This window comes from Stenotrophomonas sp. STEN087 (genome assembly GCF_056759115.1).
Window position 1 is genome coordinate 86,016 of record NZ_JBRRCR010000004.1, and the last position, 14,469, is coordinate 100,484.

At 68.3% G+C, this 14,469-nt stretch carries 14 protein-coding genes; 5 read left to right on the forward strand and 9 right to left on the reverse strand.

Annotated features, from left to right (window positions below; translation table 11 throughout):
• Positions 1 to 214 precede the first annotated feature (214 nt).
• Genes nth through ACVOK1_RS02235 form a run of 3 tightly spaced genes read right to left on the reverse strand, consistent with a single transcriptional unit; the run spans position 215 to position 2,053 of the window.
• The gene (gene nth / locus ACVOK1_RS02225; RefSeq protein ID WP_481560940.1) at positions 215 to 901 is read right to left on the reverse strand and encodes an endonuclease III; all 687 of its coding nucleotides are present in this window, start codon (positions 899 to 901) and stop codon (positions 215 to 217) included.
• On the reverse strand, positions 901 to 1,254 hold the full coding sequence (locus ACVOK1_RS02230; RefSeq protein WP_481560941.1) for a hypothetical protein: 354 nt from the start codon (positions 1,252 to 1,254) through the stop codon (positions 901 to 903). Before ACVOK1_RS02230 ends, nth begins: the two co-directional genes overlap by 1 nt.
• Positions 1,255 to 1,258: 4 nt before the next feature.
• Positions 1,259 to 2,053, reverse strand: coding sequence for an enoyl-CoA hydratase/isomerase family protein (locus tag ACVOK1_RS02235; RefSeq protein ID WP_325167192.1), 795 nt, complete (start codon positions 2,051 to 2,053; stop codon positions 1,259 to 1,261).
• Between the two features lie 166 nt (positions 2,054 to 2,219).
• Between ACVOK1_RS02235 and ACVOK1_RS02240 the strand changes: the two genes are divergently transcribed.
• From ACVOK1_RS02240 to ACVOK1_RS02250, 3 genes are all read left to right on the forward strand, one after another.
• Positions 2,220 to 2,921 carry an FKBP-type peptidyl-prolyl cis-trans isomerase N-terminal domain-containing protein gene (locus ACVOK1_RS02240; RefSeq protein ID WP_108768346.1) on the forward strand — a complete coding sequence of 234 codons (702 nt, stop codon included), beginning with the start codon at positions 2,220 to 2,222 and terminating at the stop codon, positions 2,919 to 2,921.
• Between the two features lie 218 nt (positions 2,922 to 3,139).
• Positions 3,140 to 3,952 (forward strand): CoA pyrophosphatase, encoded by an 813-nt coding sequence (locus ACVOK1_RS02245; protein ID WP_108770649.1) that lies wholly within the window; start codon positions 3,140 to 3,142, stop codon positions 3,950 to 3,952.
• Complete coding sequence (locus ACVOK1_RS02250) at positions 3,949 to 4,851, forward strand: sulfurtransferase (RefSeq protein ID WP_481560942.1); 903 nt, start codon at positions 3,949 to 3,951, stop codon at positions 4,849 to 4,851. The genes ACVOK1_RS02245 and ACVOK1_RS02250 overlap by 4 nt, the downstream gene beginning before the upstream one ends.
• Positions 4,852 to 5,297: 446 nt before the next feature.
• On the opposite strand, the gene ACVOK1_RS02255 is transcribed toward ACVOK1_RS02250, so the two are convergent.
• A complete protein-coding gene (locus tag ACVOK1_RS02255; protein ID WP_108768348.1) occupies positions 5,298 to 5,864 on the reverse strand; it encodes an N-acetylmuramoyl-L-alanine amidase in 567 nt (188 codons plus the stop codon).
• Positions 5,865 to 5,936: 72 nt separating this feature from the next.
• On the opposite strand from ACVOK1_RS02255, the gene ACVOK1_RS02260 reads away from it, so the two are divergent.
• Positions 5,937 to 6,464 (forward strand): alpha/beta hydrolase, encoded by a 528-nt coding sequence (locus ACVOK1_RS02260; protein ID WP_481560943.1) that lies wholly within the window; start codon positions 5,937 to 5,939, stop codon positions 6,462 to 6,464.
• A 145-nt stretch (positions 6,465 to 6,609) separates the two neighbouring features.
• Entirely contained in the window at positions 6,610 to 8,748 is a 2,139-nt protein-coding gene (gene rlmKL, locus ACVOK1_RS02265) for a bifunctional 23S rRNA (guanine(2069)-N(7))-methyltransferase RlmK/23S rRNA (guanine(2445)-N(2))-methyltransferase RlmL (protein WP_481560944.1), read from the forward strand.
• A gap of 259 nt (positions 8,749 to 9,007) precedes the next feature.
• Here rlmKL and ACVOK1_RS02270 read toward each other — a convergent pair whose 3' ends face one another.
• From ACVOK1_RS02270 to ACVOK1_RS02290, 5 genes are all read right to left on the reverse strand, one after another.
• A complete protein-coding gene (locus ACVOK1_RS02270; protein WP_481560945.1) occupies positions 9,008 to 9,331 on the reverse strand; it encodes a DUF3325 domain-containing protein in 324 nt (107 codons plus the stop codon).
• The gene (locus tag ACVOK1_RS02275; protein WP_481560946.1) at positions 9,328 to 10,962 is read right to left on the reverse strand and encodes a PepSY-associated TM helix domain-containing protein; all 1,635 of its coding nucleotides are present in this window, start codon (positions 10,960 to 10,962) and stop codon (positions 9,328 to 9,330) included. Before ACVOK1_RS02275 ends, ACVOK1_RS02270 begins: the two co-directional genes overlap by 4 nt.
• Positions 10,959 to 11,279, reverse strand: a complete 321-nt coding sequence (locus tag ACVOK1_RS02280; RefSeq protein ID WP_108768353.1) for a DUF3649 domain-containing protein — start codon at positions 11,277 to 11,279, stop codon at positions 10,959 to 10,961. Before ACVOK1_RS02280 ends, ACVOK1_RS02275 begins: the two co-directional genes overlap by 4 nt.
• A gap of 108 nt (positions 11,280 to 11,387) precedes the next feature.
• Positions 11,388 to 13,610 carry a TonB-dependent siderophore receptor gene (locus ACVOK1_RS02285; protein WP_481560948.1) on the reverse strand — a complete coding sequence of 741 codons (2,223 nt, stop codon included), beginning with the start codon at positions 13,608 to 13,610 and terminating at the stop codon, positions 11,388 to 11,390.
• A gap of 259 nt (positions 13,611 to 13,869) precedes the next feature.
• The gene (locus ACVOK1_RS02290; RefSeq protein ID WP_165835707.1) at positions 13,870 to 14,256 is read right to left on the reverse strand and encodes a DUF4124 domain-containing protein; all 387 of its coding nucleotides are present in this window, start codon (positions 14,254 to 14,256) and stop codon (positions 13,870 to 13,872) included.
• Positions 14,257 to 14,469 lie beyond the last annotated feature (213 nt).

Sequence of the window (14,469 nt, forward strand, 5' to 3'; positions counted from 1 at the left end):
CAGGCTAAAAGGTAAAGATTGCGTAAATGTGACAGTTCGCGCGCGGCCGGGATCCGCCGCAGGCCCCGTCGCGTCAGGGGCTGACGATGTAAACGCTTGCATGTGACGCTGGGGTTGCGCACGGATTGCAGTAGATCCACGCCATGCGTGGATGCTTTTCGGTGGCGGGTCAGAGTCCTTTCTGCGAAAGGGATCCGACCCTGGCGATGCACGCCTATGCGACGGTTTTTTCCTTGAAGCGACACAGGTCGGCAATCACGCAGCCCGGGCAATCCGGCTTGCGTGCCTTGCACACGTAACGACCGTGCAGGATCAGCCAGTGGTGTGCATCGAGCAGGAACTCGGCCGGGATCGCCTTCACCAGGCGGTCTTCCACTTCGCGCACATTTTTACCCGGTGCCAGCCCGGTGCGGTTGGAGACGCGGAAGATGTGCGTGTCGACCGCCATCACCGGTTCGCCGAACGCCGTGTTGAGCACCACGTTGGCGGTCTTGCGGCCGACACCAGGCAGGGCTTCGAGCGCCTCGCGATCGCGTGGCACTTCGCCGTCGTACTTCTCCAGCAGGATCGCGCACGTGGCGATCACGTTCTTCGCCTTCGCGTTGAACAGGCCGATGGTGGCGATGTATTTCTTCAGGCCGTCCTCACCAAGCGCGAGGATCTTCGCCGGCGTGTTGGCTACTGGAAACAAGCGTCGCGTCGCCTTGTTGACGCCCACGTCCGTGGCCTGCGCCGACAGTGCCACCGCCACCAGCAGTTCGAACGGTGAGCTGTATTCCAGTTCGGTCTTCGGGTGCGGGTCGAGTTCGCGCAGGCGGGTGAACATTTCCACCACGTCGGCGCGCGGCATCACGCTGCCACGACGCGCAGGTGCGCGCGTGGTCTTCTTTGCTGTGGCCATTACTGTTCCTTGCCTGCGGCGCGGGCCTTGGCCCGGGCGAGGATCGCGGCCGCCGCAGCGGGCAGCGCGGGTTTCACATCGGGCGCCGGTGCCGGTGTGCGACGTGCATCACGTTCGGCTTCGCGGCGTGCCAGGCGCACAGCGCGTGCGCGATAGCGTTCGCGTGCGGCCCAGGTCGTGCGCAGGTCATGTTGTGCCTGCAGCAGCCGCTGCGGAAGTTCCGGGTGGTCGGGCAGCAGCCGTGCGTCGGCATCGGCTGCGATGTAGTCCATCAGGCCGTTCTGCAGGGCGCCATCGAGATCGTCTGCCTGGACCCGGGCAAACAGCTGCACGGGGTTGGGTCGGGATGCCATGGGATCAGCGGTTCTGGAAGGCCGGCGGGCGGCGCTGCAGGAACGCGCTGGTGCCTTCGCGCATGTCCTCGGTGGCGAACAGCAGGCCGAACTGCGCGCTTTCATACTCCAGGCCGGCTTCCAGGCTGCATTCGCCGCCCACGTGCACGGCATCGAGCAGGCCGCGCAGGGCCAGCGGCGCCGAGCGTGCCAGTTGCCTGGCGACGTCCTGCACGCGGTTGTCGAGTTCGGCTGCCGGCACCACCTGGTTGACGATGCCCAGCGCGAGGGCGCGTTCGGCGTCGATCGGGGCGCCCAGCAGGCACAGTTCCAGGGTGGCGGCGCGGCCGCACAGACGCAGCAGGCGCTGGCTGCCGCCGAATCCCGGGATCAGCCCCAGGTTGATCTCCGGCTGGCCGACCTTGGCGGTATCGGCGGCGATGCGCAGGTGGCAGGCCATGGCCAGCTCCAGCCCGCCGCCGAGCGCGAAGCCATTGACGCGGGCGATGACCGGCTTGGGCATGCGCTCGATCCGGCGCATCAGGGCCTGGCCGAGCAGCGAGAAATCACGTCCCTGAACCGCGCTGAGGGTGTTCATCTCGGCGATGTCGGCACCGGCCACGAAGGCCTTGGGGCCGGCGCCGGTCAGCACCACCACGCGGACGTCCGGGTCGGCCGCCGCCGCGCTGAACGCCTCGGCCAGGGCCTGCAGGGTGGCGGCATTGAGGGCATTGAGCTTTTCCGGGCGCTGCACGGTGAGGGTGCGGACGGCACCGTCATCGGTCACGGCGACGGGCTGGTCGGCGGGGGCTGAGGCCACGGAAAGCTCCTGGAACGTTAAAAAAAAGTGAGATTGAACTCTTGAAACGCAGGTGGGTCAAAGCCTGCGTGGTCAGTAGCGGTTACACGTTGTGGCCGGTATCCTAACCCGTCGCCTCAGGGCGGCGCAGAACGTCCCTGAGTTACCACCCCTGGAGAACTGTTTGATGAAGTTGCGTTCTATCGCGGTCGCCGTCGCGGCCCTGGCCCTGACGGGCAATGCCCTCGCCCAGGACGTCGCGTCCGAAAAGGGCAAGCTGAGCTATTACTTCGGTTATGACTACGGCAACAACCTGGCGGAGCTGACCGGTCGTGGTGAGCAGCTGGACATCAACTCGGTGGTGAAGGGTCTGCAGGACGCCTACGCCAAGAAGCAGCCGGCGATCACCGCCGAGCAGCTGAAGCCGGCCGTTGAAGCGTTCCAGAAGCGTGAGCAGGGCCGTGCCCAGGCCGCCAAGGCCGAGTACGAAAAGGCTGCTGCCGAAAACAAGACCAAGAGCGACCAGTTCGTTGCGGCCAACAAGGCCAAGGCGGGCGTGCAGACCCTGCCGAGCGGCGTTCAGTACCGCGTGATCGAAGCCGGCAAGGGCGCCAAGCCGACTCAGGCCAACACCGTGCAGCTGGAAGTGGCCGGTCCGTACCCGTTCGGCCAGCGTCCGACCGAAGCCCGTCCGGCCCAGCAGATTCCGTCGATCAAGGTCAGCGAAGTCGAAATGAAGGCCATGCGCGAGACCCTGCTGCAGATGCCGGCTGGCTCGAAGTGGGAAATCACCCTGCCGCCGGATCAGGCCTACGGTGCCGACCCGCGCACCGGCTTCCCGCCGAACGTGGCGGTGCAGTTCGAAGTCAAGCTGGTCAGCGTCAAGTAAGTCGAAGCAACATCAATGCAATGCAGACAACGCGCCGGTGGCTTCCACCGGCGCGTTTCTGTTTCCGCTGCGGGACGCGTGCGCCAACCCGGTAGAGTCGACCGTTGGTCGACTGCTCTTACCGCGCTGCGCGCGATAGTCGACTGACAGTCGACTCTACCGCCCATCCGCGTGTCGTGATCGTCCCCAACCGCAGCCATTCGCGCTACTGTTGCAGGGTGCAAACTACGGAAGAACCGGCGCGTGTTGTCGCAAGCCCCTGCATTGGAGTGTGCAAGCTGGATCACAACCGGCTGTGCGCCGGGTGCGGGCGGCATATCGATGAAATCGCAGGGTGGTCGACGATGAGCGACCGCGAACGCAGCCGCATCCTGCATCGCGTGCAGCCCCTGCGCGAACAGCTGCAGCAGTCGCTGCGCGGATCACTGGCCGACCATGAACGCCTGCTGCGCGCGCTGCATCCGCTGGCCGAACCGCCGCAGGGCGATGGCTGGAACCGCAGCGAACTGAGTGACCTGCTGCCGCCCGGCCCGCCGGTGGAAGCCGCGGTGCTGGCCGGCATCGTGCCGCGTGCCGGCGGTGCCCAGGTCATCCTGACCCGCCGCACCGAGACCCTGCGCACCCATGGTGGCCAGGTCGGATTTCCCGGTGGACGCACCGAGCCGGACGACCGCGATGCCCTGGCCGCCGCACTGCGCGAGAGCCAGGAAGAAATCGCGCTGGCACCGGGCCAGGTGCAGGCGCTGGGCTACCTCGATCCGTTCGTGACCATCACCGGTTACCGGGTGACCCCGGTGGTGGCGGTGGTCGATCCGGATTTCGTGCCGGTGCCGCAGCCCAGCGAGGTGGCCGAGGTGTTCGAGGTGCCGCTGGATTACCTGATGGCCGCCGACAACCTGCGCCAGGTCGAGATCAACCATCGTGGCCGCGTGCGCCATGTCCTCGAATACGGCTGGCCTGGCCAGCGCATCTGGGGCGCGACCGCCGCCATCCTCTACAACCTGCGTCGCCGCCTGGAGCAAGTGCAATGAAGCCGATCGATCCGCCGTGGACCACCCTGGTCGATGTCGCCACGCTGGCCGCCGCCCTCGATGGCGACGTGCGCGTGGTCGATGCCCGTGCCACCGCCAGCACGGCCGTGCGCGTGGTGGATGCGCGCGCCGCGCTGGCCGACCCGCAGGCCGGGGCAGGGCAGTACGCGGCCGGGCATATCCCCGGCGCGGTCCATGCCGATCTCAACCAGGACCTTTCCGACCTGCGCCGCAGCGGCCATGGCCGCCATCCACTGCCCGACAGCGACACCTTCGCCGCGCGCGTGGGCCAGTGGGGCATCGGGCCGGACACCCAGGTCGTGGTCTACGACGGCAGCGACGGCAGCATGGCGGCCGCCCGCCTGTGGTGGCTGCTGCGGCTGCTCGGCCACAGCCGGGTGGCCGTGCTCGACGGCGGCATTGCCGCCTGGCAGGCCGCGGGCCATGCGCTGGCCACCGGCCACAGCGAGGTGACCGCGCAGCCGCCTTACCCGGGCCGCTTCGACACCACCCAGGTGGCCTCGGCCGACGAAATCGCCGCGCGCCTCAAGCATGCCCCGGGCTGGCTGGTCGACGCCCGCGCCGGCGAGCGCTTCCGTGGCGAAGTCGAGCCGCTGGACCCGGTGGCCGGCCACGTGCCCGGCGCGGTCAACCGCCCGTTCGCCTTGAACGTCCTCGACGGCCGCCTGCGCGACCCGCAGGAACTGCGCGCCGAACTGCAGGGCGTGATCGGCAGCCAGGACCCCGAGCGCGTCGTACTGATGTGCGGATCCGGCGTGACCGCCTGCCACCTGCTCCTGGCGATGGAAAGCGCCGGCCTGAGCGGCGCCCGCATCTACGCCGACTCCTGGAGCGGCTGGGTCAGCGACCGCACCCGCCCGGTCGCCACCGGCGCCTGACAGCGCGCGGGGTCGGATCCGTTTCCCAACGGGAAACGGCTCTGACCCCAATCGGCCAGGTCGCCGTGCAAGGCGCAGTCGAGCGCGGCTCGACTCTACAAAATCGCATTTCGATTGATTTGACCCCGTGCCGACCAACGGTCGGCACCACCATCAGCAGCAGGTTCCAACAGATCGCGGAAAACTGTCGAAGGCGGGGTGGGTCCGGTTGAGGGGGTGTGAGCGGCATGGATGCCGCGACCAAGCCCCCATGGGTGAGGGCAATTTGCTTGCGAAGCACTGCTTCGCAATCACCCGAACGCACAGCCGCCAGCGGCTGGGCCGGACCCCGGAGGGGGGTTCACGGCGTCCCCCTCAACCGGACCCACCCCGCCATCCCTCAGGAAGCCAGCTTCTGCTGTTGCTCTGGCTTCGGCCTCTGCAGGTGCAGGGCGCAGCCCTGCCGATCAGCCCAACCCCTGCAACGGCACCTTCGCCAGCACCCGCGCCCACGGAAACAACGGCCCCGGATCCCGCTTGCGCGCCACCGTCAGCCCCGCATCATCACTGGCCGGCACCTGCTCCAGATCCAGCTGGTCATGCCCGGCAATGCGCTGCAGCGACGGATACCGTGCCACCAGCGCCAGCAGCAGCGCCTCCAGCGCCACCAGCTGCGCCTCGGTATATGGCTCGTCCATCGCCTGGTGGCGGCTGTCGAACCAGTGCGGGTAACGCCCGGTATTGACCAGCTCGATGCCCACCGTATCGGCGTTCATGCCGCGCACGTGGTGAGCGATGCGCTCCGGCGCCACGTACTGCACCACGCTGCCGTCGCGGTCGATGTAGAAATGCCCGCTGTTGCCCGCGCCGCTGTCATACAGCACGCGCTCGCCATACTCGCGGGCCATCGCCAGGTCGGGCAGCTCGGTGCAGTGGATCACCACCATCCGCAGGCTGTCGGCATCACGCAGGGGCAGGCGATCGTGGTAGGGCAGGGGCTGCAGCTGCAGGCCGGGCAGGAGCGGGGTGGGCATGCGGCGATGCTAGCATTGCAGGATGAACCTGCCTTCCCGATCGACGTTGAACCGCTCCCTGGGAGCGCATGCATGAGCCGCGGCCACTGCATCCTGTCCCACGGCTTCGAGAGCGGCCCGGAGGCCACCAAGGTCACCGCCCTGGCCGAGGTTGCCGAGCGCCTGGGCTGGACCCACGAGCGCCCCGACTACACCGACCTGGACGCGATGAGCGAGATCAGCCGCGTCGGCGACGTGCGCACCCGCCTGCAGCGTCTGGTCGAGCGTGCCGCCGCGGCCGCCACCCAAGGCCCGGTGGTGCTGGCTGGCTCCAGCCTGGGCGCCTACATTTCCGGCATCGCCTCGCTGCAGGTGCCGGTGGCCGGCCTGTTCCTGATGGTGCCGCCCACCACCATGGGCCCGATGCCGGCGCTGGACGCCGCTGCCGTGCCGACCACCGTGGTCCAGGCCTGGCATGACGAGGTGGTGCCGGCCGTCGGGGTCATCGCCTGGGCGCAGGCGCGCTCGGCGCAGCTGCTGCTGGTGGACGACGGCCACCGCCTGGAACGCCACGTGGAGGCCTCCGCGCAGGCCTTCGAGCGCCTGCTGCGCCAGCTGTGAAGCCCGGGCGCACGGCGCGCCCGCCCGCTTTGACTACAATGGCAGCCCCGCCGCCCCCGGCGCGGGCCTGCCGGCCGTGTCCACGGCCCTCCTTTCCGACTGGCCCGGCCCCTGTGCCGCGCCCGACCACCTGCGAACCGATCCCGTGAAATTCTTCGTCTCCTGCGCCAAGGGCCTGGAATACCTGCTTGCCGATGAGCTGTCGGCCCTGGGCCTTGGCAAGGCCACCGCCACCATTGCCGGCGTCAACGCCGATGGCGAACTGGAGCAGGCGCTGCGGATCGTCATGTGGTCGCGCCTGGCCAGCCGCGTGCTGTGGCCGATCGACGAGTTCGAATGCCCGGACGAGCAGGCCCTGTACGACGGCGTGCGTGCGCTGCCGTGGCATGAGCACATCAAGCCGGAAATGACCCTGGCGGTGGACGCGCACGTGTCCGGCGACAAGATCACCCACGCGCGCTTCGCCGCGCAGCGGATCAAGGACGCCATCGTCGACCGCATGCGCGATGAAGGCCTGGAACGCCCCTCGGTCAACACCGACCTGCCCGACGTGCGCGTGAACCTGTCGCTGCGCAAGGGCCGTGCCTCGCTGTCGATCGATCTCGGCGGCGGCCCGCTGCACCGCCGTGGCTGGCGTGGTGCTGCCCACGAGGCGCCGCTGAAGGAAAACCTGGCCGCCGCGCTGCTGATGCGCGCGCAGTGGCCGCGCCTGCACGCCGCCGGTGGTGGCCTGCTGGACCCGATGTGCGGCAGCGGCACGCTGCTGATCGAAGGCGCGCTGATGGCCGCCGACGTCGCCCCCGGCCTGATGCGCCATGGCAGCCTGCCGCCGAGCCGCTGGCTGGGCTTCGACAAGGCCGCCTGGAAGACCATCCAGAGTGAAGCGCGTGACCGCGAAGCTGCTGGCCTGGCCGCGCTGAAGCCGGTCATCCACGGCAGCGACATCGACCCGGTGGCCATCCAGGCCGCCCGCGAGAATGCCGAAGTGGCCGGCGTGGCCCACGCCATCCGCTTCACCCGTGCGGACGTGGCCGACCTGGCCGCACCGGAGCAGGTAATCGGCGCGGTGGTCTGCAACCCCCCCTACGACGAGCGCCTGGCCGCCGATCCGGCGCTGTACCGCGCGCTGGGCAACGCCCTGCAGAAGGCCGTGCCGCAATGGCGCGCCAGCCTGCTGTGCGGCAATGACGAACTCGCTTTCGCCACCGGCCTGCGCGCCGGCAAGAAGTACCAGATGTTCAACGGTGCGCTGGAATGCGCGCTGATCGTCTGCGACCCGATCGCCGTGCCGGGCCGCGACCCGGCGCAGCCGCGCGAGCTGAGCGAAGGCGCGCAGATGGTGGCCAACCGCCTGCGCAAGAACCTGAAGAAGTTCAAGAGCTGGCGCGCGCGCGAGGACATCACCTGCTTCCGCGCCTACGATGCCGACCTGCCGGAATATGCGGCGGCCATCGACGTCTACGAAGAAGATGGCGGCCAGCGCCGCACCTTCCTGCACGTGCAGGAATACGCCGCACCGGCCGCGATTCCGGAAAACGACGTGCGCCGTCGCCGCAACGAACTGCTGGCCGCCGCGCGCGAAGTGTTCGGCGTGCCGCCGGAGCAGGTGTCGATGAAGTCGCGCGAGCGCGGCAAGGGCGGCAGCAAGTACGGTCGCTTCGAGCAGCGTGACGAGTTCATCGTGGTGCGCGAAAACAACGCGCTGTTGCAGGTGAACCTGTTCGACTACCTCGATACCGGCCTGTTCCTGGACCACCGCCCGCTGCGCCGGATGATGGCCGAGCAGGTGCGTGGCAAGCGATTCCTCAACCTGTTCTGCTACACCGGCGTGGCCAGTGTGCAGGCGGCGGTGGCCGGTGCGGCCAGCACCACCAGCGTCGACCTGTCGGCGACCTACCTGCAGTGGTGCTACGACAACCTGGCGCTGAACGGCCAGGGCGGCAACCAGCACCTGCTGGTGCAGGCCGATGCGATGGCGTGGCTGGAAGGCGATCGCGGCCAGTACGACGTGATCTTCTGCGATCCGCCGACGTTCTCGAACTCGGCCCGTGCCGACGACTTCGATGTGCAGCGCGAGCAGCTGAAGCTGCTGCGTGCGGCGGTGGCGCGCCTGGCGCCGGGCGGCGTGCTGTATTTCTCCAACAACTTCCGCCGCTTCAAGCTGGAAGAAAACGCCATCGCCGAGTTCGCCCAGTGTCGCGAGATCACCGCGCGCACGATTGGCCCGGACTTCGAGCGCAACGCGCGCATCCACCGCGCGTGGGAACTGAAGCGCTTGGGCTGACCGGGAACCTGGGGTCGGATCCCCTGCGCGCAGCGCAGGGGCTCTGAGCCCGGCTGCAGCCGTAGTAGATCCACGCCATGCGTGGATACGCGATGCCTGGGGATGGGGTCAGAGCCCTTGCGCTGCGCGCAAGGGATCCGACCCCGGCCGCGTCGGGTCGCACGTCTAGTAGATCCACGCCATGCGTGGATACGCGATGCCTGGGGATGGGGTCAGAGCCCTTGCGCAATGCGCAAGGGATCCGACCCCGGCTGCCGGGTTACAAAAACGCCACCACCAGGCCGAGAACCGGCAGCGCGATGGCCAGCGGTGCGATCCACGTCTGCCGGTACGGGTACAGGCCAAAGGCCAGCGGCACGCCGGCCAGGGTCAATGCACCCAGCCACAGCACCGGGCCCATCGCCCAGCCGTGGTCGACCACGCACAGCGCGAACGCGACCGTCAGCAACACCCAGCCCAGCACGCGCCACTGCGTGCGCCGTGCCGGCGTCGCGGCGGCCTTGCCGTGCAGGTCCTGCTGGTGCTTTGCCAGCGACAGCGCGGTGAACGCGGAGAACGACAGGGTCAGGGCCAGCAGCATCATGCGCTGGCCTCCGCTTCGGTAGCCGCAGGCGCAGCCGGTGCCTTGGCGGCTGCAGCCGCCGCTGCGCGCTTCTTCTTTTCAGCCGCGCTCAGCGGCGGCGTCCAGCGCTGCATGCGCCAGCCGCACATCGCCAGCATCGCGCCGAAGGCAAGCATCGACAGATCGAAGCCGGCCAGCACCCAATCGCCACTGAGCAGGGTCACGCCCAGGTGCGCATGGGTGGTCAGGGCATTGACCACCGGCACCAGCGCGAAGGCGGCTGCGCCGATGTACAGCTGCCACGCCCACATCATCCGCTTGGGCCAGATGAAGGCGGCCAGCAGGGCGGCGCCCCAGGCGTAGAAGAACACGTTGGCCTCGGCGTTGGAGCGCTCGGCCATCTCCAGCGGCAGCAGGCGGTTGCCCCAGAAGTAGGCGGCAAACGCGATCGGCAGGCCGGCCACGGCGCCGATGTTCAGCGCATCGACCAGGCGCAGGCCGAAGCCGATGCGCCCGCTCTTGGCGTGCTTGGGCCGTTCCTTCACCGCCCACAGCACCACGCCGCTGGCCACCATCAGGCAGCCGGTCAGGCCGGACAGGAAGAACAACGCACGCAGGCCCCAATCAGCGAAGCGGGCCAGGTGCAGGCCATACATCACGCCACGGGTGGCGGTGGCGCCGCCGGAGGGCGGGCTCTCCTGCAGCAGCGTGCCGCTGGCCATGTCATAGCGCAGCGCCGGGGTATCGGTGGACAGCCGCTTGCCGTCGCGCTGGCGGATGTCGATGACCGCGTTGGCGGCGCCCGGGTTGGTCACGGTGAAGCCGGCCACTTCCACGCCCTTCCAGTGCGCGCGCGCACTGTCCAGCAGCTGCGCGATCGGCATCGGCACCGCGCGGCCCTCGGCCGGTGCGCTCACCTCGGGCATGCCACCGAAGGCTTCGGCGAAGAACTTGTCCTCGTCCTGCGGGTAGGCCACTTTCACGCCCCACGGCAGGTACATGATCATCAGGGTGACGATGCCGGTGTAGGTGATCATCGCGTGGTAGGGCAGGGCCATCACCGCGCTGACGTTGTGGAAATCCAGCCACGACCGCAGGCCCTTGTCCTTGCGGAAGGTGAAGAAGTCCTTGAAGATTTTCTTGTGGGTGATGACGCCGGTGATGATCGCCACCAGCATGAACATCGCGCAGAAGCCCACCAGGTAGCGCGCCCAGTACACCGGGATGTAGTGCAGGTCGAAATGCAGGCGGTAGAAGAAATCACCGCCACGGGTGTCGCGCGCCTTCAGTTCGCCGCCGGTGTTCGGGTCCAGCGTTGCATCGCCGAAGGCACCGCGACGGCCCTTGGACGGATCGGCCTGGTCGGCAGGCACGCGCCAGAAGGTGCTCATGGCCGGGTTGCGCGGCTGCGGCAGCGTCACGTACCACATTTCGGCGTTGCCGGCCTTGTCCTGTAGGAAGTCGATGGCGCGCTGCGCGGCCACGTCGGTGCTGACCTTGGCGCTGGGCAGCTCCGGGCGCATCCAGCGGCTGATTTCCTCGCGGTAGTAGCTGGCGGTGCCGGCCATGAAGATCAGCAGCAGCAGCCAGCCGACCAGCAGGCCGGTCCAGGTGTGCAGCCAGGCCATCGACTGGCGGAATCCGTTCTTCATGCCCAGGCCCCCAGCAGGCGCGACGCGGCGGCCAGCAGCAGGGTGGGGCCAAGGATGCCGACCCAGGCGCGCAGTGCGCTGCGCGTAGCAAAGGCCCACAGCGCGGCGCAGGCGGCGACCACGATGGCCAGCAGCATGCCGGTCAGCACGGCCTGCCCGCGCGCGGCGGGCAGCGCCACGGCGCAGAACACGCTGGTCATCGAGGCCAGCGCGTAGCCGCCGAAGATCGCGGCCAGGGAACGGGACAGCACTCCCCAGCGTTCGCTGGCGAAGAAGGTGCTGAGGCGGGAGCTGGCAAGTTCGGGCGAGCGGTCCACGGCGGTCCTGCAGGTTCGTTGGAAGAAAGGCCGGCGCACAGAAGCGCGCCGGAGGTGGCCATCCGTGGCCGGGCGCCGGTCGCAGAACCGGCGCCATCCATCAGGGCATCAGAGCTTCCAGCGCAGGGTCATGGTGACGTTGCGCGGTTCACCCCAGTACACGCCGTTGTAGAAACCGACGTTGCTGTAATACTTCTTGTCCAGCAGGTTGCTGATGTTGAGCTGGGCGCTGAAGTTCTCGTTGAAGCGGTAGCCGCCGGCCAGGTTCAGCAGGTAGAACGCTTCCTGCTGGATGACGCCGGGTTCGGTGCGGCCGCTGGTCAGGTAGTCGGCCGCCGGCTTGGTGCTGGCGCGCCAGATGCGGCTCTGCCAGGTGGCACCGCCGCCCAGCCAGAAGCGGCCATCGATGCCGCCCGGACGCCAGCTGGCGTTGAGGCGGAAGGTGTCCTGTGGGGTGGTGCTGTTCTGTACCACGCCGAGCTGGCTGCGGCTGACGGCGTGGGCGAAGCCCGCCGAGAGGTTCCAGCTTTCGCCGATACTGCCCTGTGCTTCCACTTCCCAGCCGTGCACCTTGTTGCCCTTGCCGGTGGAGCGGTAGGCCTGGGTGCCATCCGGAAGCGAATTCAGCGGCACCGAATCATCGACCTCGGCCACATTGTCCTTCTCGCCCTCGAAGATCGCCGCAGAGGCATTCAGCAGGCCGTCGAAGAACTCGGCCTTCAGGCCGCCTTCGTACATCTTGCCGACCACCGGCTCCAGGTAGCTGCCGTTCTTGTCGCGGTAGTTCTGCGGCGCGAAGATGTCGGTGTAGCTGGCATAGGCGCTGAGCACGCGGTTGAAGTCGTACACCACGCCGGCGTACGGGGTGGTCTGGTCCTTGGGCTTGTAGCCGGTGCGCGTGGTGCCGGTGCGGTTGCCGCTGCTGTCGTAGCTGTAGCGCCAGGTCTTGGTTTCCCAGTTGCCGTAGCGCACGCCGGCCACCACCAGCAGCGGGTCGGCCAGGCGCAGGCGGGTAGCCACGTAGGCCGCCTGCTGGCGCAGCTCATCCTGCGAACCCAGGTAGCCCGGACGGGTCACCGACAGCGGCGCGACATCGCCGGTCCAGTTCCGCCAGTCGGGCACCTGGGTGTAACTGGTGGGGTAGGGGTCGATGGATGCCGACGGGTACTCGCCCTTGCGCACCGACTGGCCTGCGCCGAACACCACTTCCTGGGTGTGGCCGAACAGTTCGAAGCTGCCGGTGGCGTTGACGTCCGCCACATCCATCGTGCTGTCTTCGACGAAGTTGCCGATGTAGGCCAGCACGCCGGTGCCGTCGGCACGCGGGTAGCCCTGCGCGCCATACCAGACCGCGCCATCGGTGTTGCGCTTGGCGCGGCTGATCGCGGCCTTCACTGACCAGTGGCTGCCCAGCTGCTGTTCCAGCCGCGCGAAGGTGGTCTTCTCGATGATCGGCCAGCTGCTCCACGACGCCGAGAAGTTGGTCGAGCGCGGCAGGTTGGCCGGTGTGCCGTCCGGGCCCCAGTACGGCACCACGCCCCAGGTCACGCCGCTGGTGTGCGGCGACTGGTATTCGTAGCCCACCTCGAGCAGCGTGCTGTCGGTCAGGTCGGCCTGGACGATGCCGTAGAACACGTCCTTGTCCAGCTGGTAGACATCACGGAACGAGTCGCTCTGCTGCTTGGCGGCGACCACGCGCGCGCGGATGCGGCCGTCCCAGGCGATCGGGCCGCCCAGATCGGCTTCCAGACGCTGGTTGCCCCAGCGGCCCAGGGTCAGGTTGGCACCCATCTGGAAGGTGTCGGTCGGGCGCTTGCGCACCATGCTGATGGTGCCGGACGGGTCACCGGCGCCGGTGGTCAGGCCGGTGGCACCGCGGATCACTTCGATGCGCTCGTAGATCACGTTGTCGGTGTTGGTCTTGATCGACCCACCGAACGTGTTGAGCATGCCGTCGATCTGGAAATTGGTGATGTTGTAGCCACGCGAGACATAGTTGATGCGCTCGCTGTCGGTGACCGCCACATGCACGCCGGTCACCTGGCTCATCACATCGGACAGCGAGAACAGGCCCATGTCATCCAGGCGCTGGCGGGTGATGACGGTGACCGACTGCGGCGTCTCGCGCAGGGACAGGTCCAGCTTGGTCGCACTGCGGGTGTTCTTCACCGTGTAGCCGTTCTGGATCTCGCCGTCGGCGGTTACTTTCACCGTGTCCAGCGTGCGCGCATCGGCGGCGGACGGTGCATCGGCGTGGGCCAGCGGGGCACACAACGACGTGGCCAGGGCCAGCGCCAGGGGGGAAACGACGGGAATGTTCGGTCGGGCCATACAGTGCGATTCCATGCAGGAGAAAAACATCAGCGATGGAATCCATGCGTGCGGGCGCCTGCGCGGAATCGCGCGACCCGAGGCATCTCCCATCACCACGCGCTGACGGCCAGGGCCGTCGGCGCACGAGGAGCCGGGGATGTACACGGGCGGAAGCGCGGTGGGGGCGCCAGGTGGCTGAGCGTACAACCGATCAGTAAATGATAGGCATTCGCATTTCGTTAATCAAGCATGGGTCGGCCGGGGCCGGGGCCGGCCTTCAGCGCGAAGCGCAGGCGCGGGTGACGTCGTCGTTGAGCTGCCGCTGCGGCGTGCGCGTGCCGAACCACTCGGCCATCTCGCGGCGCGCCCGCGCCTTGTCGCAGGCCTCGGCGTTGCTGGCGGCCTCGATGACCGTGCCGGATCCCTGCGGCGCACTGCGGCCGGCGTTGGCCTGAAGCTGACGGCGCGCATCGCGGAGCTCGCGGTCGACCCGCTCCGATTCCTGCCAGCTGAGCTTGGGATCACGCACGATCGGCCGCGTCACGCCCGTATCCTGCCCGCTCGGGCAGGGCAGCGTCTGGTAGACGCTACGACCGCCATCGTTGCACTTGTACACACGCTGCGCGCACGCATCACCTGCCGCCGCCAGCAGTGGCAGCAACACCCATATCCTTCGCATGGATCCCCCCACGGGCCACCTTGGCCCGCATGGCGCGGGAGCATAAGGAGTGCGACCCCGGTCGCGCAATATGCCTTCGTCTTCCGCCAGACATGGGGTCAGAGCCCGTTGCGCAGCAACGGGATCCGACCCCGTGCCGACCAACGGTCGGCACCCACCATCAGCAGCGGGAAACTGTCAGGGGCGGGGCGGTGTGGG